The organism is Paraperibacillus marinus (genome assembly GCF_046237605.1).
GTDB lineage: Bacteria > Bacillota > Bacilli > Bacillales > DSM-1321 > Paraperibacillus > Paraperibacillus marinus.
The window spans coordinates 2,374,339-2,393,624 of sequence record NZ_CP143542.1 but is presented as its reverse complement, the minus strand read 5'-3'; the positions used below and the strand labels follow the sequence as shown (position 1 = coordinate 2,393,624).

Sequence of the window (19,286 nt, the reverse complement as noted above, 5' to 3'; positions counted from 1 at the left end):
TCACATGGAGGGAATACAATGAGCTTTCATGCAAAGCCTAATATATATCCTGGGGAAATAAAGTTGAAAGTCGCAGATTTATATCGCGCAATCAGGTTTTATGAAGAAGTAATAGGGTTTATAGTAATAGACCGCTCAGACAGCAGTGCCGTACTTTCGGCCGACGGGAAAACACCGCTCCTGTCCCTGGAGCGTCCGGAACAAGTGACACCGAGGGAACGGAATACGACAGGCCTGTACCATTTTGCCCTGCTCCTGCCGCAGCGTTCAGATCTTGCCGATATTGTGAATCATTTCATCAAAATCGGGCTGCCGATCGGATCATCCGACCATTTAGTAAGCGAGGCGCTTTATTTTTCCGATCCTGACGGAAATGGAATCGAAATCTATGCAGACCGGCCGCCAAGCGAATGGACATGGCAGGGGACTGAGGTGCAGATGACGGTGGATCCCCTCGATTTCAAGGATCTTCTTTCTGAATCAAGGGGAGAGTGGAAGGGGCTTCCTGCCGGTACCGTGATGGGGCATGTCCATCTACATGTCGCGGAGCTTCGGGAAACAGAAGAATTCTATACAAACGGTCTCGGCTTCGAGGCGGTCAGTCATCTGGGAAGCCAGGCGCTGTTTGTTTCCACAGGGAAATATCATCACCATCTCGGCCTGAATACTTGGGCGGGAGAGGGTGCGCCCCCGCCGGCAGAATCCAGTACAGGGCTGAATTGGTATACGCTGATCTTCCCGGGCACTGAAGCTTTGGAGCAGGCCGTGGAGCGCATAAGGCAACTGGGTGCTTCTGTAGAAAAGAAAGAGCAGATGTATATCACTTATGATCCATCCGGCAACAAAATCCATTTAATCGTTTAATCTTAAGGAGGAAATGAACATGGAAAACAAAACCGATTTTTATTCCGCTATTGAAAACAGGCGTTCTATTTACAGCATCAGCAGCGAGGCGCCGGTCTCAGATGAAAGAATTCAGGAGATCGTCAACCACGCTGTAAAATATACTCCATCCGCCTTTAACTCACAAAGCGCGCGTGTGGTTGTCCTGCTGAGTGAAAACCATGCCAGGCTATGGGACATTACGAAGGAAACGCTAAGAAAGATCGTTCCTGCAGAAAACTTCGGTTCAACTGAGGATAAGATGAAATCCTTTGCCAGCGGCTATGGCACCGTCCTTTTCTTTGAAGACCAGAATGTCGTAGAAGGATTCCAGAAACAGTTTGAGCTGTATGCTGACAATTTCCCTGTCTGGTCACAGCAGTCAAGCGGGATGCTGCAGTATAACATCTGGACATCACTTGAACTCGAAGGCTTCGGTGCATCGCTTCAGCATTACAATCCGCTGATTGATGAAGAAGTCAGGCAGGAATGGAACCTGCCTGAAAACTGGAGGCTGATTGCCCAGATGCCGTTCGGAAAGCCGACCGCTCCTGCCGGCGAGAAGGAATTCCAGCCGCTTGAAGAGCGTGTAAAATTTTTTAAATAAAAGGAGAGAGGCTGCTCATAGAGGGCAGCAGGTTTTTTCCGGAATTCGTATTTTAAAATGAGACAAAAAGAGCAGGCAGCCCTGCTCTTTTAATTTTTCATGAGAATATCTATAAGTTTCTTGGAATCTTCTTTGTTTAATTTTCCTAAAGAGTTCTTTTCTCTATTAACGATCGTCACTGAAGTGTCAAACCATATAAAATATTCAACTAATTTTTCTGGCATATCCTTATTTAACGTGAAGAATAAAGTGGCTTTCATATCTTCTTTTCGATCCATTTGCGCCTTTACATTATATTCCCACTCTATTTTAGCAAATAAATCTCTTAACGCTTTCATCTTTTCTTCATCCATAATTATTTTTTCTTTTTCAGTGTTTTCACCTGTAAATATTTGAACATCAACTCTATTAAGCTGCTTTAAATCATACTCTTTTTCATTTGAACATCCAATAAGAGTTATGATAAAGACAGTAAACACAAATATAAGGATTTTTTTCATTTTGGACCCCCATTATTTAATCTTCCATTCCCATTTAAAACTGGGTGGCTTTCGATAAGAGGAGATTGAGGATATCCATTTCTCCACCCATATATTAATAATAATTCAGATCTTTTGAGATAATCCATACTTTTCCAGAATTTTTATGTTGGATGGTTTATTCTCATTAATCTGAAGGAACTCTAAACATTACATAAACCCATTCATTCATTGAGCAGTATGTTTTCACCCCCAACTCCAATACATCAATCGTTCTTGAAACAGGGGGTTTGTTTAGTTAAAGTCTGTTAGAAGACTAAGCGGAGTTCAGTTAATAGATTTTTTTATCCTATTAGTACTGTCTTAATCGTGGCCGATAACGATCAGTGGACGCGGTGTATTTGTTCGTGAATGTAATATCCAATATAAATCATATGGCTTTTGTTCCGCGTTGACGATATACTCGTTGCGGGGAATTTCTTATATTTAAGATTCTTTTTTAGCAATTTTTATTTGATGTAATTGTCTTTATAGTCATGGACGTGCAAATTGGTGGATTAAGGTTGTTGTTCCGCGGATTAAAACGAGTGATCTTCAGAAGTGAACTACATAAAAATATTTCATACAAGGAAACAAAAAATGAACTTTTTAACGGCAGGCTTATTATTATTTATTTTTGGATTAACCCTTTTCCTATTAATCTTGTTTACATATACGGAAGATGCACATCAGAAGGAAATTAAAAAGTATAAATGGGTAAGGAATGATTTGTATGCTTCGTGGGCTGAACAGGATGTCATTCTTTTTCACAAAATAGCTAGTAAATCTTTCGTACCTGCTAAAGTCATTATTTTAATATTAGCTTTTTTTCCATTAGCTTTTGGTGTTTTTGCTTTATGGATTTATTTTCGTACGTGAGGAGGAAGCCCAGATGCACATTGAAGTTGGTTATTTTAGAAGGCACTCTTAGAACCTGATGCTGGTGGTCATTTTCCGTTTGCCATTGAGGGGGATCCGCAATACGTATTCTCTATTGATGGTATTTATTTACCTGAAATGAACGAGAATTTTTTACCTTTATGGATGGAACAGATAGAAGCATTTCCAATATATTTTTGTGCTGAAATTCCTTCGTTTAGGAAAGAAGACTATGAGAAATTGTGTAAAAAACAGGATATTGTATATAAATATCTTAAATCTAATGCGGTAATGGCAATATCTGTTACAGACATTAAAAACATGAATCAACTTCGAAAATTAATGGATGTTTTTATTTCAATTGGCAGTAGTAATGACCTCGTAGTCTGGTCGACAAAAAGGGATTCTTTTCGTGTAGAAGAACGACGATGGCAAGGCAATTGGGAAGGGAAAATTCGAGACGCAATAGTTGTAACAGTGGATGAGGATACAAATGTCTTCTGGATAGGACATGACGGAGATAGTATCGTTGTCATTTCGAATAGTAAGAAGTTCTCTTCCTATGAAAATATCGGTAAAACCTTCCCATCTTTTGTTAGACCAACAGTAATTGAATATGAATAATCACTTTCGGCGTATTGAAAACGGAGACTAAAAATGAAGAACAAATTAGCATACCTCATATATACCAGTATTTTCATTGGAACTATTATCATGTTGTTTATTGTCTATAAGGATATTAATAATGATTTTGCGTTTTCTTATATAATTGTATTTCTGATTCTCCTTCTTTTTTCTTTTATTTATTTCATTGTTGTCGTTTTATCTAACATGAGGAAAATGAAATGGCGAGAAATTAGAAAAAGATTAATTAAATTTTTCATATATTTTATTCTAATTAGTGCCTGCACCTATATATTTAGATATTTTTTTCAGCCTTCAAAAATGGATCTATACGATTTTGGAACGCCGCTGGGAGTGTCACTAAGTTTAGCTTTTTTCGACTTGATTTTCTCCGAAGAGGAAAAGGACTATTATTCAAATTAGGATAGAGAGGGATGAATATTACGAAAATACCCAAATTGGGGAAGCCGAAATAGATGTCCTGAACTAAGGAGAGACAAAATGAAGGATATTGTTTTTTATTTGATGTCATTTTTAGGAATTTTAATAATCTTTGTTGGTGTAATAAATATGTTTATTATTGACATGAAAAATAAGAAGAATAGTCAACAGAAAACTAAAACAAAGCTATTAAAATATGTGTTTTGTGGAATCATTATCTTCATGCTATCACGCATTTTTCATGGACAATTTTTTTAACAACTCCTTTGAGGCAGACATATTTGGGGGATTTTGTAATGGCAGGAGTGAGAAGGTCGGTTAAATTAATTTTAATTGCTATTCTATGGTTTTTCCAATTCGGAATACGACTAACCGGCTGCTCTTCAGCTATAAGTGAATGAGGACTACGTGCCAGGGAAAGTGGGACGAAGGGTCTGTACCTATGCCATGGACATCTGCAGCGGAGAGGTCCCGTTATGGGACGAAATCAAATCGGGCCATTCCATCGCCAGCCATTTGTATGACGAGAAGCCTGGGGATCGGGCGGAAGTAAAGACTTATTATGTGAAGATGGAATCAGTGGAGATTTAGGTTGATGAGAGCATCCTTTTTGTGGGTATGCTTTTTTTGTTGGATGTAGCTGGTGATTATTTTATGGGAGAGCGATGGTTTTGGGACTGATGCCACTACGAAAAATGTCTTCATCCACTGGTCCCGACATTCGCTATAGCTTTAACTCTGGATGCATGCGCATGCTTTTCCACAAAGACCATAATGCATGGGCAGCCAGCCAAAAAAGGATAAATGATTTAAAATAATAAACCTATGTTACTATGAATATATACATAATTTTCCTAAGTGGAAATCATCATTAAACAAAGGGGAATGAAGCTGACCTGGAGGCTGTTGTCCGGTCAATGATTGAACATATTGGTTCGGTTGACAGCGAGCTCAGGGATAAGTTGATTTACAGCTCTTTTTTCGAGCTGATCATCGAGCGGAATTCGCTGGGTCAGGATGTATTAACCGGGCTGATGGAATATTCCCTGGACCATCTGTTGATGAAGGGACTCGGGGAGAACGGTACGGATACAGTCTTTACCAGAGCCTTCACGACACTGCTGATGGCGCTGATCCTATATCGGGATGGTGAGGAGCCGTTCCTTTCAGATGATCTTTTCGCGAGGGCAAGTAAGGACCTTATGAATTATTTCATGGACGAAAAAGACTTGCGCGGTTATGTGCCGGAGAAGGGATGGGCGCACAGCGTTGCCCATGCTTCGGATGCTATTGATGAAATGGTAAAGCACCCGAAGTTTGATAGAAAGCTTTATCCGGAAATCTTAAAGCTTCTTCTGGATAAAGTGCTCATCTCGGAAAGTGTGTATATCCATAAAGAAGATGAGCGCATCCTCCATCCGATTTTGCGGATGCTGGCAGAAGGGCTGGACGCAGGTGAGGTGGAAACCCTGCTGCAGAGCCTGCCTGAGAGACTCCGGGAGCAGAAGCAGGAGCTCTTGCCCGAGCATTACTACTTCCTGGAATTTAACTGTGCCGCATTCCTTAAAACCTTTTATTTAAAATTGGAGGATCGGAGTGAAACCGGTTCCCTTCAGGAAACAATCAGGGAACTCTGGGAAATAATCGGGAAATAGGGGAATGTCCCCCATTTTCCGCAAATGGGGCAGTCCTCCTTGTTTATTGAAATTTTATTTCAAAAAATCATTATTAGTTGTTGAATTATTCTAAATATTATATATAATTAGGAGTAACCGAATATCAGGGGAGAGACCAAGAGAGGAAACCCAAATGTAAGCCTTTACATTCTTGTATGGCTTGTGATTTGTGCTGTCCTTTCTTTTTCTTTGCTGTTTTTTGGGTGTAAACGAAATAGGGGGTTGGATGATGAGGAAGAATAAATGGCTTCAGGCGTCTTTGGCATTGACTTTGGGTGCGGGACTGCTGGCTGGATGTGCGGGGGAAGAAACGGGGTCATCAGCTGAAGGGGGAAAAGGGGCAGGCAAGATTGCTTTTTATTCACCTGAGACACCGGATATGACGAAGGAGCTTGCGGCAAAATTTGAGAAGCTCAACAAGGGAAGCAGTGTGGATGTGCAGTATGCGGGCACAAACATCCTGGTGAACCGGATGATGGCGGAAAAGGATAATCCGCAAGGGGATATCTGGTATGGCGGCGGAGGTATCCTTCCGTTTGAAGCGAATGCTGATAAAGGAATCATCGGCAGCTATACACCGGAAATGGCGAAGGACTGGAAAACAGTTGAAGACGGCATCAAGGTGAAGCATGAGGATGGGAAATATGTGGGTGTCGAAGTGTTTGTGCTTGGATTCTCTTATAATACGGATCTTGTAAAAAAAGAAGATGCACCAAAAACTTGGGATGATCTGCTCGATCCGAAGTGGAAGGGCAAAATACAATTCTCCAACCCGGCAGCATCCGGCACGGCAACACTTATGGTGCTGAATCAGATGATGCAGCGCGGTGAGAAGGAAGGCTGGGATTATTTCCAGAAGCTTGTGAAGCAGGCCAATTCCATGCCGGATTCAGGCTCTGCTCCAACTAAGGCAGTGGCTATGGGAGAAGCCCATATCGGGATAGGGTTTGACTTTATGGCGTATGAAGCTAAAGCGAAAGGCGAAACAGTGGATTTCATTGTGCCGGATAAGACACCGATCCTGACAAACCCGGTATCGATCGTCAAGGACGGCCCGAATCCGAAGGGTGCCAAGAAATTTGTTGATTTCCTTCTCTCTAAGGATGGACAGCAGATTCTTGCTGACTGGTATCATATTCCGATCAATCCGGATGTGAAGTCAAAGACGCCGCTGACTCTTGAGAGTGTAAAGGGCAATGCAGTCGATCTTGACATTGACTGGGTCAACAAAAACTATGACCGTGTAAGGAATGAGTGGAAAGAGAAATTTCAGTAATTAAAGGGTGGTTCATCATATGGGTTCTGTAACTGTAAAAGATTTGAATAAAGAGTTTTCAGGAGTGAAAGCGCTGAGCAATGTGAACCTGGAGATCCAGGAGAGCGAGTTTTTTGCCCTTCTTGGCCCTTCCGGCTGCGGCAAGACGACGACGATGCGCTGCATTGCCGGATTTGAACAGCCGACGTCAGGCACGGTGAGCATTGGCAGCCGTGTTGTGAACCAGATACCGCCAAACAGGCGCAATTGCGGGATGGTCTTTCAGAGCTATGCGCTGTTTCCGCATATGAATGTATTCGAAAATGTAGCATACAGCCTGAACATCAAGCAGCTGAATAACAGCAATCTGTTCTCACAATTCGGGGTGTATGCCCGCCTGCTGAACCGCAGGCTGTCAAAGACTCCAAAGGAAATGGAAAGAAAGGTAATGGAAATCCTTGAGTATGTGGAGCTGGATCAGTACGCCACAAGGCTTACGAGCGAGCTTTCAGGGGGCCAGCAGCAGCGTGTGGCATTAGCCCGGGCGCTGGTGATGGAGCCGGCGGTGCTTCTGATGGATGAACCGCTTTCGAATCTGGACCAGAAGCTGCGCCACTCGATGAGGAATACCATCCGCCGGATCCAGCAGGACCTCGGAATCACCACGATATTTGTTACACATGACCAGGAAGAAGCGATGAGCATGGCGGACAGAGTGGCGGTCATGAGCGGCGGGGAAGTGATGCAGATCGGAACGCCAACCGATTTATACAGCAACCCAAAAACTCCGTTTATTGCCAATTTCGTCGGCACGTCAAACATTCTGAAAGGAACGGTCACGGGCGAATCCGGAGGCTATACGCAGATCAAGGGGAACGGTTTCGAGCTCAGATCTTCCCACAAGACCAGCAAGAAGGAAGCGGATATCATCATCCGTCCGGAATGTGTCGAAATCTATAAGGAAACAGATTCGGCAGCTTACGCGTCTCATAATCTTATCGATGGAGAAATCCTGATATCAACATACTTAGGCTCGATTGTACGCTATGACGTGAAGGTCGGCAGCTATCAGCTTACCGTGGATACCACATATCTGTCTGGAGAGGCTATCCTGCGCGCGGGCGAAAAAGTAAAGATGGCGATAGAACCTGAAAGGGTGCTCCTGATATGAAGAAGCGCCTCTCTTCCTTCAATGGGATGTCACTTGTTAAAATCCTTATCTATCTGTTTTTCGGGCTGTTTTTGATTCTGCCGCTCGTTTCAGTTTTCCTTGTGAGCTTCACTGGACAGCCGGTGAATCTGCTTGGATCACTTACAAACGGAAAAATACTATCGTCGACCATAAAGAAGTTCAAGAACTCCTCCTTCGATACATACCAGGCGATTTTCACGAACAAAGGGTATTTCAATGCGCTGATGAACAGCCTGGAGCTCGCCCTGCTGGTCGCAGTCATCGTGGTCTTGATCTGCATCCCGATTGCCTATGGCATTGCCCGCACCACCATGCCGTTTAAAAAAACCATATCAGCGCTCTGTACCATTCCGCTGATTGTCCCTACCTTCATCTCCGCTTATGCATTCATCCTCATGTTCGGGCGCTCAGGCTGGGTCACCCAGGCCTATCAGGCCCTTGGGGGAGAAGGGATGTTCATCGACCCATATTCCATGACCGGCATCGTCATTGTGCAGGTGTTCTTTTTCTTTCCTTATGCTCTATGGCCGATGGTGGCGGCCTTTAAGGTGGGGGATGTGACGCTTGAGGAAGCTTCGCTGAATCTTGGCGCGAAGAATTGGTTCACATTTGTATTCGTCACATTTCCGCTGGCGGTACCGGGTGTGATATCCAGTGCACTACTTATTTTCACCGTCAGCTTTTCCGACTTTGGAACGCCGATCATCATGGCCCCGAAAGATCTCAATCTTTTGGTCGTTGAAGCGTATCGTGAGATTTCCGGCTTCTTTAACTGGGGCGGTGCCGCCATTTTGACCGTTATCATGATGCTTGTTGCTGCCTTCTTCTTCTGGCTTCAGCATCTGTTCACGAAAGGGAAAAATTTTGGTTCCGTTTCCGGAAAGCCGAAATTACAGAAGCTGAATGGCCATAAAGGGCTGACGCGGACGCTTGCCGTCTATTCCGGCATCGTTGTCTTGATCCCGCTCCTTGCAATGTTATCAATCGTCATGCAGTCGTTCGCCACCACATGGGGGAAAGACCTGCTTCCGTCAGGTTATACAATCAAGCATTACCAGACCATTTTCACAAGCTCGATGGGCAATATCCAGAATAGTATCATCCTTGCCATCGGGGCGCTGGTGCTCAGTGTGATCATCGCCGTATTTGTCAGTTATTTCGTGGTCAGGCAGAATTCGACGAAAATGGATTTCATGACAAGCATCCCGCTTGTTGTGCCGGGCATCGCGTTTGGGATTGCCCTTATCCAGACCTTCAATACGGCTCCGCTCCAGCTGACGGGAACAGCGCTGCTTTTGATCGTCGCTTATACCATCAGACGACTGCCGTACATGGTGCGGTCGACAATGGGTACCATGCGTGCGATCAAGCAGGATATTGAAGAAGCCGCCATTAATCTCGGGGCCACGCCTCTTACTGCAGCCATAACGGTAATCGGGCCGCTCATGCTTCCCGGCATTGCAGCCGGATCGGTGCTTGTGTTCATCACAGTCATAAAAGAAACGAGTATTTCGGTGCTGATCGCACCGGCTGAATGGGCTCCAATGAGCCTTGCCATTTTCCAGAATATCCTCCGCGGGGAATATTATACGGCAGCAGCCATGTCGGTGGTGCTTGTGGTGCTTGTGCTTATCCTGCAGGCTATCGCAAACCGCCTCTCCAGGAATTAGATTAGGGGGATAAGGATGAAGGGGTTTATTTTTGATTTAGATGGAACGGTGTATCTTGATAATGAAATGATCGAGGGGGCGGCAGAGGCGATCCGGGCCCTGCAGGAGCGGGGAGACAAGGTTGTGTTTTTGACCAATAAATCGATTGCGACCCGCCGGGAATATGTTGATAAGCTGAACAAACTTGGCATACAAACAGAGCTTAGCCAGGTGATCAATTCGAATTATATTACAGCCAAATACCTGAAGGATCAGCTGAAGGACGGGGAAGCGGTCCTTGTGATCGGGGAACGGCCGCTGATTGATGAGCTTCTGGAAATGGGGATTCCCATTACGGAGGATGAAAAACTGGCTAAGTTTGTGGTTCTCGGGTGGGATCGGGAATTCAATTATGAAAAGATCAATAAGGCGTTTCAGGCGTGGCTGAATGAAGCAAGAATCATCGCCACCAATCCGGACCGCACCTGCCCGGTGAGCGGCGGCGAGATTCCGGATTGCGGCGCCATGATCGGGGCGCTTGAAGGAGTGACCGGGCAGCCGATTGAAGCGGTGACCGGAAAGCCTTCTAAGCTGATGGCAGAATATGTGGTTCGGAATGTTCTCAATCTTCAGCCTGAACAATGCTATATGATCGGGGACCGGCTGGAGACGGATATCAGGATGGGAAATGAAAACGGCCTGAATTCAGTGCTTGTGCTGACGGGCATCACGACTCGTGAAATGCTTGCGGATACCCTCTATCATCCTTCTTATGTACTGCCGAGCATTAAGGAAGTTCCGGGCTTATAAATCGAATTTCCACATATCCGGATTTCCAGAAGAAACAGCGAGTGCACCTGCCTCGAGGGCTGCCAGGATTTCCGACTTCTCGCTGATCAGACCGCCGGCAATCAGGGGAAGATTCGTCTTTCTCGAGAGCTCGTCAATAATCCTTGGCATGAGTCCCGGCAGCACCTCGACTGCATGAGGCTTGCAGGATTTGATATTTTCGATGCCTTTTTGCAGGGCGCTCCTGTCAATGAGGAAGATCCGCTGAATGGTCAGGAGGCCTTCCTCCTTCGCAAATTTGACCATATTGCTCTTGGTTGTGATGATGCCGGTGGGCTTCCAGTCCTGCGCGATATAGCTTAAAGCGCTTTTCGTATTGGAAAGGCCGTCGATAAAATCGAGATGAATGAATATGAACATGCCGGCAGACTTAAGTTTTTCTATATGGCCTTTGATGGTCATCAGATTTCCTGTCAGCAGAAATGCGATATTCGCCCGGCTCTTAATGGCAAGGTCAATGTCCTTCTCGTCTTTTATGCTTGCGATGAGCTGAGATTCTACCATATCAACTATGTTCATAGAAAAGTACCCCCGGGTTGTTTTTTGAATCTTCTCATTTTATACTAACATATCAATTTAGTAAATATTGACTAAAATTGAATTTCCGGTCAGAGACTTTAAGAGAATGCGGCCAGACAAGCGGCTCTGCACATTTGCAGGGCGGCTTGTTATGGCTTTTTTTATGGAATCAGAAAGGGGAACGGATTCATGCACAAATTTTCGGCAGCCAAACGGAATGCCCTGGCGGACAGCCTCAGCCAGGAAACATATGACGTATTGATCATCGGAGGGGGAATCACCGGCTGCGGCCTTGCACTTGATGCGGTGACCCGCGGACTCCGGACGGCGCTTATTGAGATGCAGGATTTTGCCAGCGGGACCTCCAGCCGGTCCACCAAGCTTGTCCATGGGGGCCTGCGATACCTGAAGCAGTTTGAAGTCGCCATGGTGGCTGAAGTCGGGAAGGAGCGGGCCATTGTCTATGAAAATGCTCCCCATGTTACTGAGCCGGAATGGATGCTTCTGCCTATTTATAAGGGCGGCACCTTCGGGAAACTTTCCACTTCTTTCGGACTCCGGGTCTATGATTTTCTGGCAAGCGTGAATAAGAAGGAAAGAAGGAAGATCCTGAAGCGTGAAGACACACTCCAAAGGGAACCGCTCCTGAAAAAGGAGGATCTGCTTGGGAGCGGCTATTATGTAGAATATCGTACTGACGATGCAAGATTGACAATCGAGACTGCAAAAAAGGCAGTTGAGCTTGGTGCCCATTTGGTCAATTACACCAGGGCTGAGGGGTTTCTGTATGAGAACGGGAAGATAGCGGGTGCTGCCGCACGGGATCTGGCGGATGGCAGGGCCTATGAAATCAGGGCAAAAAAAGTGATCAATGCTGCCGGGCCATGGGTCGACCAGCTAAGGGAAAAGGACGGTTCCAAGGAGGGAAAACGGCTGCAGCACACGAAAGGCGTCCACATCGTCATTGACGGGGGCATCTTCCCGCTGAGGCAGGCTGTCTATTTTGACACCCCGGACGGCAGGATGGTCTTTGCCATTCCACGTGACGGCAAAACCTATGTCGGTACCACGGACACTGTCTATATGGATGACTTAGCCTCTCCCGGCGTCCTCCCGGAGGATGAAGACTATCTTCTTTCATGTATCCGGTTTATGTTCCCGGAAGTGACGGTGGAGCCCGAAAATATTGAATCCAGCTGGGCGGGAGTCAGACCGCTCATTTACGAAGAAGGCAAGGGGCCGTCCGAAATTTCCAGGAAGGATGAGATATGGACATCTGAGTCAGGCTTGATCACGATTGCCGGCGGCAAGCTGACAGGCTACCGGAAAATGGCCGAAACCGTCATGGACCTTGCGGCTGCAAAGCTCGCCGAGGAAACAGGATGGGAATATAAGGAAAGCGGAACAAAGCACCTCCGGCTCTCCGGCGGATACAAAACTCTTGAGGAATTCCGTTCCGAGACCAAAAGATACAGCAAGGCCCTTGAAGAGGAAGGATTATCCCCGGCCGATGCGGCAAGGCTATCCAGATTCTACGGAGCCAACACAGAAATCCTGCTTCGAATCGCGGGGGAAGAGAAGAGGGCAGAATCCCGGCTTCCCCTGGCACTCCGGCTGCAGCTTATCTATGCCATGGACGCAGAATGCGCTCTGCGCCCTTCAGACTTCTTCGTCAGGCGGACCGGGGCCCTGTATTTCAATATCAGCATGGTCAGAAAGTGGAAGGATGACGTGATTCTCTTTATGAACGATTATCTTGGATGGAGTGCGGAACAATGTGAGGATTATAAGAGGGAGCTTGAGGAGCTGATTGCCGGAACGAGGAGCAAACGGACTGAAGAGCAAATATTTTAATGGAATGAGATGAAGCAGTAGGCATCCCTGTGCGGGGATGCCTTACTTGATTTAGTAAAGAAATTTATCTAGAATCCCATTTCAGATGGTGATATGCTTAAAAAAATAAAGAAGAGGGTCCAAAGTTTAATATGGAAAGATAAAATGAAAGGGTTTTCTTTATATTTATAGGAGGATTAAATGTTTTTTTCGCTGCGCAATCGGCTCTTTATCATTTTCACCTGCCTGCTTACGATTCCATTTATTCTACTATCTCTCATTATCCCCCGTTGGTTCACTTCCATTATTGAAGAACAGGCGGTTAATTTAACCGTTGAGGCGATGGATCAGTATATGCTTTACACAGATGCAATCATCACTCAGGCAGAAGATCTTGGAAAGCAGGTACTCGTCAATCAGACTACACAAGACTGGCTCAAAATTGAAAAAGAATATGCGTCTGTTCCTGAAGGGAAGCGGAGGGTGATGACCAATGAACTTAAAATGCTGCTTTCCTCCATGATGATCAATAACTCCAACGGAATATCTATTTCTATATTTCTTAACGATGGAACTGGTACTTGGGGAAGAGATCCACATTTGAAAAACAGGGAGTGGTTTACCAATTTTAAGGAGTATAAAAATCCTCTTGTAACTTCTCATATAGATACTTTTCAGCAGTCCCTGGCAATGAGCGAAAGAAAGGTAAACAGTTATATCCTGCCGTTGTTTGATACAAATACGTTTAAGCTGTACGGAGTCATTAAAGTAAACTTTCCTTCAAGCCTTCTGGAGGAGGGCTTGAAGAATATTACTATAGGAAAACATGGAAGGACCAATTTAGTCGATGGCAGAGGCCGGAATGTTCTTCCAGGAAAGCAGCATACACCTGAAAATGTTTTAAAAAATAGTATGGCGAAAATCAAAGCAAAAGAAAGGCCAAAAGGGTATATCAGGACTGCATATAGAGGTGAGGATTATTTAATTTTCTATCAAAAACTTGGTGTGGGTGACTGGACCCTGATTAGCGAGGTTACGGAATCTGACTTATTCTCAAAGGTACAAAAACTGCAGAATAACCTTCTGGCACTAAGCGGGATTGTCTTCCTTTTGACGATTGTATCATCATTTCTTTTGTCTTCAACTATTGCAGGACCGCTCGGGAGGCTGGCTGATGCCATGAAATTTATTGAGCGGGGTGACTTTGCAGGAGCAAAGCGGATGATGCCTGCAATCAAGAGCTTCAATAATGAGACTGGTTACTTAGTGAGAGTGGTCAGCCATACCATAGATCGGTTGAGAAGCCTGATTGAAACTGAATATGAAACCAACCTGCGGCGTAAGGATGCTGAATATAAAGCATTATTGCTGCAAATCAATCCTCATTTTCTGAATAACACACTAGAAATGATCGGAGGGCTTGCCGTACAAGGGAAAAATAAGGAAGTCATGGATACAACAGTATATCTTGGGCGCATGATGCGCTATTCATTGGACACCCGGAAAATAACGGTAACCCTTGGTGAAGAAATGGACTATATCAAGAGCTATACTAATCTATTAAGTGTACGGTATGCTGGCACACTCTCTATTACCATTCAGGAAGACAAAGAAGCAAGGGGGCTCTCCATTATCAAGTTCATCCTGCAGCCTCTCGTTGAGAATGCAGTGAAATACAGCTTTACGGAAAGTAAGCATGCGGAAGTCATTATCAAAACGTTTAAAACCAGTCATTCTGTACAGATCACCATAGAAGACAAGGGGTCTGGCATGCCACAAGATGTGATTGATCATTTGCTTAGAGAAGAAATTGAAGATAAGCCGCATCATGTGTTAACAAGCAGGGGCAGCAGCATTGGCCTGCGGAATGTTTTAGGAAGATTGAAGCTGTTTTACGGCTCCAGGTTTTCTTATGATATAGTTTCTGAAATTAGGAAAGGCACGAGAATTACATTATGTATACATTTAGAGGAGGGTGATATACATGATGAACGTATTAATTACGGATGATGAAGTACATATCCGGAGCGGACTCCGATTTAAAGTAGATTGGGAGAAAGAGGGCTTTATAATTGCCGGTGAGGCGTCAAATGGCATAGAAGCCCTTGAAATTCTGAAAAAGAAAGAAATTGATATAGTACTGACAGATGTCCGTATGCCAATCATGGACGGGATTGAGCTTGCTCGACGCTGCAGCATTGAATACCCTGGCATAAAGGTAATCGTCTTGTCAGGCTACTCTGATTATGAGTATGTAAGAGGAACCATGAAGGAAGGAGTAAGAGACTACCTGCTCAAACCGGTGGCTCCTGACGAATTGGTAGATTCCTTGAGAAAAATCCGGATAGAGGTGGAACAGGAAAGGCGTAAAACGGCAGAGTCAGCACGCATAAAGAGGATGATGCTTAATCAGCTGGAAGAAATCCAGAATCAGTTCCTTCTATATTTGGTTAAGGAGGGGGCGGCAGCACAGCCCTTTGTCTCAGAGCGATTAAGACAGCTTAAGCTTGATGGGCTGGCGGATTCAGGTTACTCTGCACAATTTGTAACAGTAGAAATAAGGGGCAGGGACAGGGAAAGGGTAAAAGAGCTCAGGCATTCATTCCAGCTCATCTGCCGGGAAATTTCAGGCAAATATGAAGGAACCTATGCCTTTTATGACCCTGCCTACTTTAACATGATTCATTATATACATATCATTGATCCGAATGAAAGCGGGGTGCCATTGAAGCTTGCTAAGAGAACACAGCGGGCCGTCCGGGAATGGCTCAAGCTGGAAACAGTGATCGGAATCGGTAATATTATTTCAGGCATTGAGGGCTTGAAGGATGGCTATATATCAGCTCTTCTTTCCTGGAGCAGGAGCACATTGGGTGAACAATCTCAAATTTTAGAAAGTGAGCACCCTTCTGAGGGAGGCATTGAATATTCACCTGATTTGGAAAGGAAGCTTACTGAAGCGATTGAGCAGGCGAACATCCATATGTTCCATGATAGGCTAAGCGGCATACTCCTTTCATGCAAAAGTGTTCAAACCTTCTCTTTTACTGCACACCGTGTCCTTTTTCTGCTGAGTACGATTGGGAAAACATATTCCGTAAAATCCAGAGAATTCCTGGATAGTACATGGGAGTGCCAGCAAGGCATCTGGTCACTTGCTCCCCAAAAGAAAGTGGAATCACAGCTTGTACAGACTGCAAGCCTCCTTATTGATAAAGTGAAGCATGTCCGCTATTCAAGCGGCAAAACGATTGTTGATAGTGTGCGAGAGTACCTCGATCTACATTATGCCAATGAAATATCTCTTAGTATGCTCTCTGAACTATTTCATATTAACAGTGCCTATCTTTCAGAAACCTTCAAGAATCAAATCGGCCAGAATTTCAGCGACTATCTTGTAAAACTTCGAATGGAAAAAGCCTGCAGCCTCCTTAAAGATCAACATATCAAAATCATAGATATTGCGAATATGACGGGGTATTCAAATGCAGGCTATTTTAGCACGGTGTTTAAAAAGCATTTTGGTATTACTCCTGTTGAATATAGAAATAAAATCCAGTGATAAACTGGCAAATTGAAGGAGCGGTGTATCATGAAGAAACGGTTCATGTTTATGCTTGCCGCAGCTGCATTGATAGCCGTCGCTGCTGTATATACTGCAACCTTTTTCCTTCCTTTCAATGAAAGAGACGGAGAACAAGAGGCGGTAAAAATGCACTCTGGAAAAATCGAGCTCAGTTTTTGGAGGAATTATGGAAATGCGGCAGAAAACAAGGCGTATAATAAACTAATAGAGAATTTTGAAAAGGATCATCCTAATATTTCTGTGAAGAAACAATACATCTCTTATGATGACTATGAATTACGGTTGAGAACAGAGTTTGCTACAGGAACCCCACCTGATGTCATGGCCATTGACAGCCCGAATCTGGGCCTGTATGCCAATAATGGATCTTTAATGCCAATCGGCTCTTTTATGGAAAAAGAAGGCGACATAGGGGACATACCCCCGGCCACCCTGAAGGGGCTAAGCTATAAAGGAGAATTATACCTGGCACCTATGGTCGAATCAGGGGTCGCCCTTTATTATAATAAGCATTTATTCAAGGCGGCTGGACTATCGTATCCTTCCTCCAATCCAGACCACCCCTTGACGTGGGATGAGGTTTTAAACATAGCCAGGAAGCTGACAGACACAAAGAAAGGAGTGTATGGAATTGACCCGGCACAGGGGTTTGCCGGGGGAGAAGCGCCTGCTTACTTTAAGATGCCGCTTTTATGGCAGTTCGGCGGCAGAGTACTAAGCCCGGATGGCAGTACAGCCAGCGGTTATTTAGATTCTGAGGAGTCGCTTGCCGCTCTCCAGTTTTATCAGGATTTATATAAGAAATATAAAGTTTCCAAAGTGGAGCTTCCACCAAGGGCTTTTGAAACCAATAAACTTGCCATGTGTCTGCTGGGATCCTGGGCCCTTGCAGATTTAAAAAACAACCCTGACTTCAAGCTGGGCAAGGATTTCGGGGTAGCTCCAGTTCCGAAAGCCAAGTACCAGGCGGTTCCTAATGGAGGCTGGGCAATCGGGATTTCTTCTAAAACTCAGCATCCTGAAGAAGCGAGGAAATTCCTGAAGTATTTGACAGGATATGAAGGAATGAAAACATATGTAGAGCTGACTGGAGATATACCGGCCAGATACTCTGTTGCCAGGGACTTTCCGGAATTTGAACAATATCCTAAAAATATCTTTGTACGCCAGGTACAAAAATACTCAGCCAACCGGCCGGTGACTCCAGCATACCCCGTAGTGAGCGAAGCCATTAAAATCCTCTTTGAGGAAACAGGTATAGAAGGGAGAAATGTAAAAGATGCAGCAAAAGAGGCTGCTGAGAAAATTAATAGAGGAATCAACGCGGTCCAGGAGCCATGATATCCTGTCAGGCTTAGGGGAAATAGCCATAAGAAAAAGACATTTGTACACGATTCTGTACAAATGTCTTTTTCTTGTTTACAGGGCATGCTTGCTGCTTCCGTCAAAATCTTATTTTCCTGCAAAAATAGTCATTTATTCCTTATTTGATTCCTATCCATACTCCAATAACAGGATCCCAACCCGCCTGTGTGACGCCTCCTAATTAAGCTTCAAGGATCTTTAAATGTTGATTTTAGGTAATGCCTATTTAGAGGATTTTTTTAATGAGCTCGTTTTAACACGAATAAATGGCAGCGTTTTCATAACCCGAAAATTTTAAACCCCACTATCCAAAGATTTTAAAATAAAGAACTCCTTGGCGCTGATATAGTAAAAACAAGCCGGTGAGGATGAAAACAACTTGATGTGATGTAGTAAAAATGAGAACCATTAAGCAGACAGGGGGGCTATCGGATTGACAGAATTAGCTAAAGCAGAATTGGAATCAGCGGTAAGAGCAAAAATGGGAAAACAGGCTGCAGTTAAAAAAAATAACAGCCTCGCCTACTTCAAGAAGAACTATTTCCTCTATCTTCTGCTTGCGCCGGCAGTGATTTTGACCATTATCTTCAAATATATCCCTATGTACGGAGCCATCATAGCTTTTAAGGATTTCAGCACAATTAAAGGTATTTTGGGGAGCGATTGGGTGGGAATGGCCAACTTCACCAAGTTCCTATCTTCACCCAACTTCATACAGATTCTCTGGAACACTCTAAAGCTCAGTCTTTTTGGATTGATAATAGGTTTTCCGGTCCCCATCATTCTGGCCCTTATGCTTAATCAACTAAAAAGGGCGGCTGTAAAGAAGAATATCCAGCTTGTGCTGTATGCCCCAAACTTCATTTCTGTAGTGGTTATAGTAGGTATGCTCTTCATCTTTTTATCACCTACCGGCCCTATCAATCAGCTTGCAGGCTTTATAACAGGAAAACCTCTAATGTTCATGTCCAACCCTGATTATTTCCGGTCTATTTATATCTTATCAGGAATTTGGCAGGCGGCCGGCTGGTCATCCATCATTTATGTAGCGGCCCTGTCAAATGTAGATCCAGAGCTTCATCAAGCAGCGACCATTGATGGAGCAAATATCCTGCAGCGCATGATACACATCGACCTGCCGACTATAAGACCACTGATGGCCATAACCTTCATTTTGGCTGCAGGCGGCATTATGTCGATTGGCTTTGAGAAAGCCTACTTGATGCAGACTGCAATGAATCTGCCATCCTCAGAAATATTGCCTACTTATGTTTATAAGGTGGGGCTCCAGGCAGGTAACTATGCTTACTCAACTGCAGTCGGTCTGTTCAACTCAGTGATAAACGTAATCCTTCTAATAGTGGTGAATGGTATTGTGAAAAAATTAAACGATGGAGAAGGCTTGTATTAA

The 19,286-nt window shown here is 44.5% G+C and carries 17 protein-coding genes; 15 read left to right on the top strand and 2 right to left on the bottom strand.

Features of this window, described 5'->3' with window-relative positions; translation table 11 throughout:
* Positions 1-18: 18 nt before the first annotated feature.
* A complete protein-coding gene (locus tag V1498_RS12175) occupies positions 19-864 on the top strand; it encodes a VOC family protein (protein WP_409293965.1) in 846 nt (281 codons plus the stop codon).
* Positions 865-883: 19 nt separating this feature from the next.
* A complete protein-coding gene (locus V1498_RS12170; RefSeq protein ID WP_409293964.1) occupies positions 884-1,489 on the top strand; it encodes a nitroreductase family protein in 606 nt (201 codons plus the stop codon).
* Positions 1,490-1,578: 89 nt separating this feature from the next.
* Here V1498_RS12170 and V1498_RS12165 read toward each other — a convergent pair whose 3' ends face one another.
* The gene (locus V1498_RS12165; protein ID WP_409293962.1) at positions 1,579-1,989 is read right to left on the bottom strand and encodes a hypothetical protein; all 411 of its coding nucleotides are present in this window, start codon (positions 1,987-1,989) and stop codon (positions 1,579-1,581) included.
* 618 nt (positions 1,990-2,607) lie between these two features.
* Here V1498_RS12165 and V1498_RS12160 point away from each other — a divergent pair.
* The 8 genes from V1498_RS12160 to V1498_RS12125 all read left to right on the top strand — a co-directional run bounded on the left by V1498_RS12160 (position 2,608) and on the right by V1498_RS12125 (position 10,533).
* Positions 2,608-2,886, top strand: a complete 279-nt coding sequence (locus V1498_RS12160) for a hypothetical protein (RefSeq protein WP_409293960.1) — start codon at positions 2,608-2,610, stop codon at positions 2,884-2,886.
* A 165-nt stretch (positions 2,887-3,051) separates the two neighbouring features.
* Positions 3,052-3,510, top strand: a complete 459-nt coding sequence (locus tag V1498_RS12155) for a hypothetical protein (protein WP_409293959.1) — start codon at positions 3,052-3,054, stop codon at positions 3,508-3,510.
* 849 nt (positions 3,511-4,359) lie between these two features.
* A complete protein-coding gene (locus V1498_RS12150) occupies positions 4,360-4,542 on the top strand; it encodes a hypothetical protein (RefSeq protein WP_409293958.1) in 183 nt (60 codons plus the stop codon).
* Between the two features lie 326 nt (positions 4,543-4,868).
* Positions 4,869-5,606 carry a DUF2785 domain-containing protein gene (locus V1498_RS12145; RefSeq protein WP_409293957.1) on the top strand — a complete coding sequence of 246 codons (738 nt, stop codon included), beginning with the start codon at positions 4,869-4,871 and terminating at the stop codon, positions 5,604-5,606.
* 250 nt (positions 5,607-5,856) lie between these two features.
* A complete protein-coding gene (locus V1498_RS12140; protein WP_409293955.1) occupies positions 5,857-6,903 on the top strand; it encodes an ABC transporter substrate-binding protein in 1,047 nt (348 codons plus the stop codon).
* 19 nt (positions 6,904-6,922) lie between these two features.
* Positions 6,923-8,053: an ABC transporter ATP-binding protein gene (locus V1498_RS12135; RefSeq protein ID WP_409293954.1), complete on the top strand. Its 1,131-nt coding sequence runs from the start codon at positions 6,923-6,925 to the stop codon at positions 8,051-8,053.
* On the top strand, positions 8,050-9,744 hold the full coding sequence (locus V1498_RS12130; RefSeq protein WP_409293952.1) for an ABC transporter permease: 1,695 nt from the start codon (positions 8,050-8,052) through the stop codon (positions 9,742-9,744). Before V1498_RS12135 ends, V1498_RS12130 begins: the two co-directional genes overlap by 4 nt.
* A gap of 15 nt (positions 9,745-9,759) precedes the next feature.
* Positions 9,760-10,533: an HAD-IIA family hydrolase gene (locus V1498_RS12125; protein ID WP_409293950.1), complete on the top strand. Its 774-nt coding sequence runs from the start codon at positions 9,760-9,762 to the stop codon at positions 10,531-10,533.
* On the opposite strand, the gene V1498_RS12120 is transcribed toward V1498_RS12125, so the two are convergent.
* Positions 10,528-11,091 (bottom strand): glycerol-3-phosphate responsive antiterminator, encoded by a 564-nt coding sequence (locus tag V1498_RS12120; RefSeq protein ID WP_409293948.1) that lies wholly within the window; start codon positions 11,089-11,091, stop codon positions 10,528-10,530. The genes V1498_RS12125 and V1498_RS12120 overlap by 6 nt on opposite strands.
* Positions 11,092-11,280: 189 nt before the next feature.
* Here V1498_RS12120 and V1498_RS12115 point away from each other — a divergent pair, with 189 nt between their 5' ends.
* From V1498_RS12115 to V1498_RS12095, 5 genes are all read left to right on the top strand, one after another.
* A complete protein-coding gene (locus V1498_RS12115; protein WP_409293947.1) occupies positions 11,281-12,945 on the top strand; it encodes a glycerol-3-phosphate dehydrogenase/oxidase in 1,665 nt (554 codons plus the stop codon).
* Between the two features lie 180 nt (positions 12,946-13,125).
* Positions 13,126-14,934, top strand: coding sequence for a sensor histidine kinase (locus V1498_RS12110; protein WP_409293945.1), 1,809 nt, complete (start codon positions 13,126-13,128; stop codon positions 14,932-14,934).
* Complete coding sequence (locus V1498_RS12105) at positions 14,909-16,486, top strand: response regulator (RefSeq protein WP_409293943.1); 1,578 nt, start codon at positions 14,909-14,911, stop codon at positions 16,484-16,486. Before V1498_RS12110 ends, V1498_RS12105 begins: the two co-directional genes overlap by 26 nt.
* 30 nt (positions 16,487-16,516) lie before the next feature.
* Entirely contained in the window at positions 16,517-17,851 is a 1,335-nt protein-coding gene (locus V1498_RS12100; RefSeq protein WP_409293941.1) for an ABC transporter substrate-binding protein, read from the top strand.
* 505 nt (positions 17,852-18,356) lie between these two features.
* Positions 18,357-19,286: an ABC transporter permease gene (locus V1498_RS12095; protein WP_409299263.1), complete on the top strand. Its 930-nt coding sequence runs from the start codon at positions 18,357-18,359 to the stop codon at positions 19,284-19,286.

Coding starts and splice junctions, on each gene's coding strand:
- V1498_RS12175 (WP_409293965.1), top strand. CDS start 19: ATGAGCTTTCATGCAAAGCCTAATATATATCCTGGGGAAATAAAGTTG.
- V1498_RS12170 (WP_409293964.1), top strand. CDS start 884: ATGGAAAACAAAACCGATTTTTATTCCGCTATTGAAAACAGGCGTTCT.
- V1498_RS12165 (WP_409293962.1), bottom strand. CDS start 1,989: ATGAAAAAAATCCTTATATTTGTGTTTACTGTCTTTATCATAACTCTT.
- V1498_RS12160 (WP_409293960.1), top strand. CDS start 2,608: ATGAACTTTTTAACGGCAGGCTTATTATTATTTATTTTTGGATTAACC.
- V1498_RS12155 (WP_409293959.1), top strand. CDS start 3,052: ATGGAACAGATAGAAGCATTTCCAATATATTTTTGTGCTGAAATTCCT.
- V1498_RS12145 (WP_409293957.1), top strand. CDS start 4,869: ATGATTGAACATATTGGTTCGGTTGACAGCGAGCTCAGGGATAAGTTG.
- V1498_RS12140 (WP_409293955.1), top strand. CDS start 5,857: ATGAGGAAGAATAAATGGCTTCAGGCGTCTTTGGCATTGACTTTGGGT.
- V1498_RS12135 (WP_409293954.1), top strand. CDS start 6,923: ATGGGTTCTGTAACTGTAAAAGATTTGAATAAAGAGTTTTCAGGAGTG.
- V1498_RS12130 (WP_409293952.1), top strand. CDS start 8,050: ATGAAGAAGCGCCTCTCTTCCTTCAATGGGATGTCACTTGTTAAAATC.
- V1498_RS12125 (WP_409293950.1), top strand. CDS start 9,760: ATGAAGGGGTTTATTTTTGATTTAGATGGAACGGTGTATCTTGATAAT.
- V1498_RS12120 (WP_409293948.1), bottom strand. CDS start 11,091: ATGAACATAGTTGATATGGTAGAATCTCAGCTCATCGCAAGCATAAAA.
- V1498_RS12115 (WP_409293947.1), top strand. CDS start 11,281: ATGCACAAATTTTCGGCAGCCAAACGGAATGCCCTGGCGGACAGCCTC.
- V1498_RS12110 (WP_409293945.1), top strand. CDS start 13,126: ATGTTTTTTTCGCTGCGCAATCGGCTCTTTATCATTTTCACCTGCCTG.
- V1498_RS12105 (WP_409293943.1), top strand. CDS start 14,909: ATGATGAACGTATTAATTACGGATGATGAAGTACATATCCGGAGCGGA.
- V1498_RS12100 (WP_409293941.1), top strand. CDS start 16,517: ATGAAGAAACGGTTCATGTTTATGCTTGCCGCAGCTGCATTGATAGCC.
- V1498_RS12095 (WP_409299263.1), top strand. CDS start 18,357: ATGGGAAAACAGGCTGCAGTTAAAAAAAATAACAGCCTCGCCTACTTC.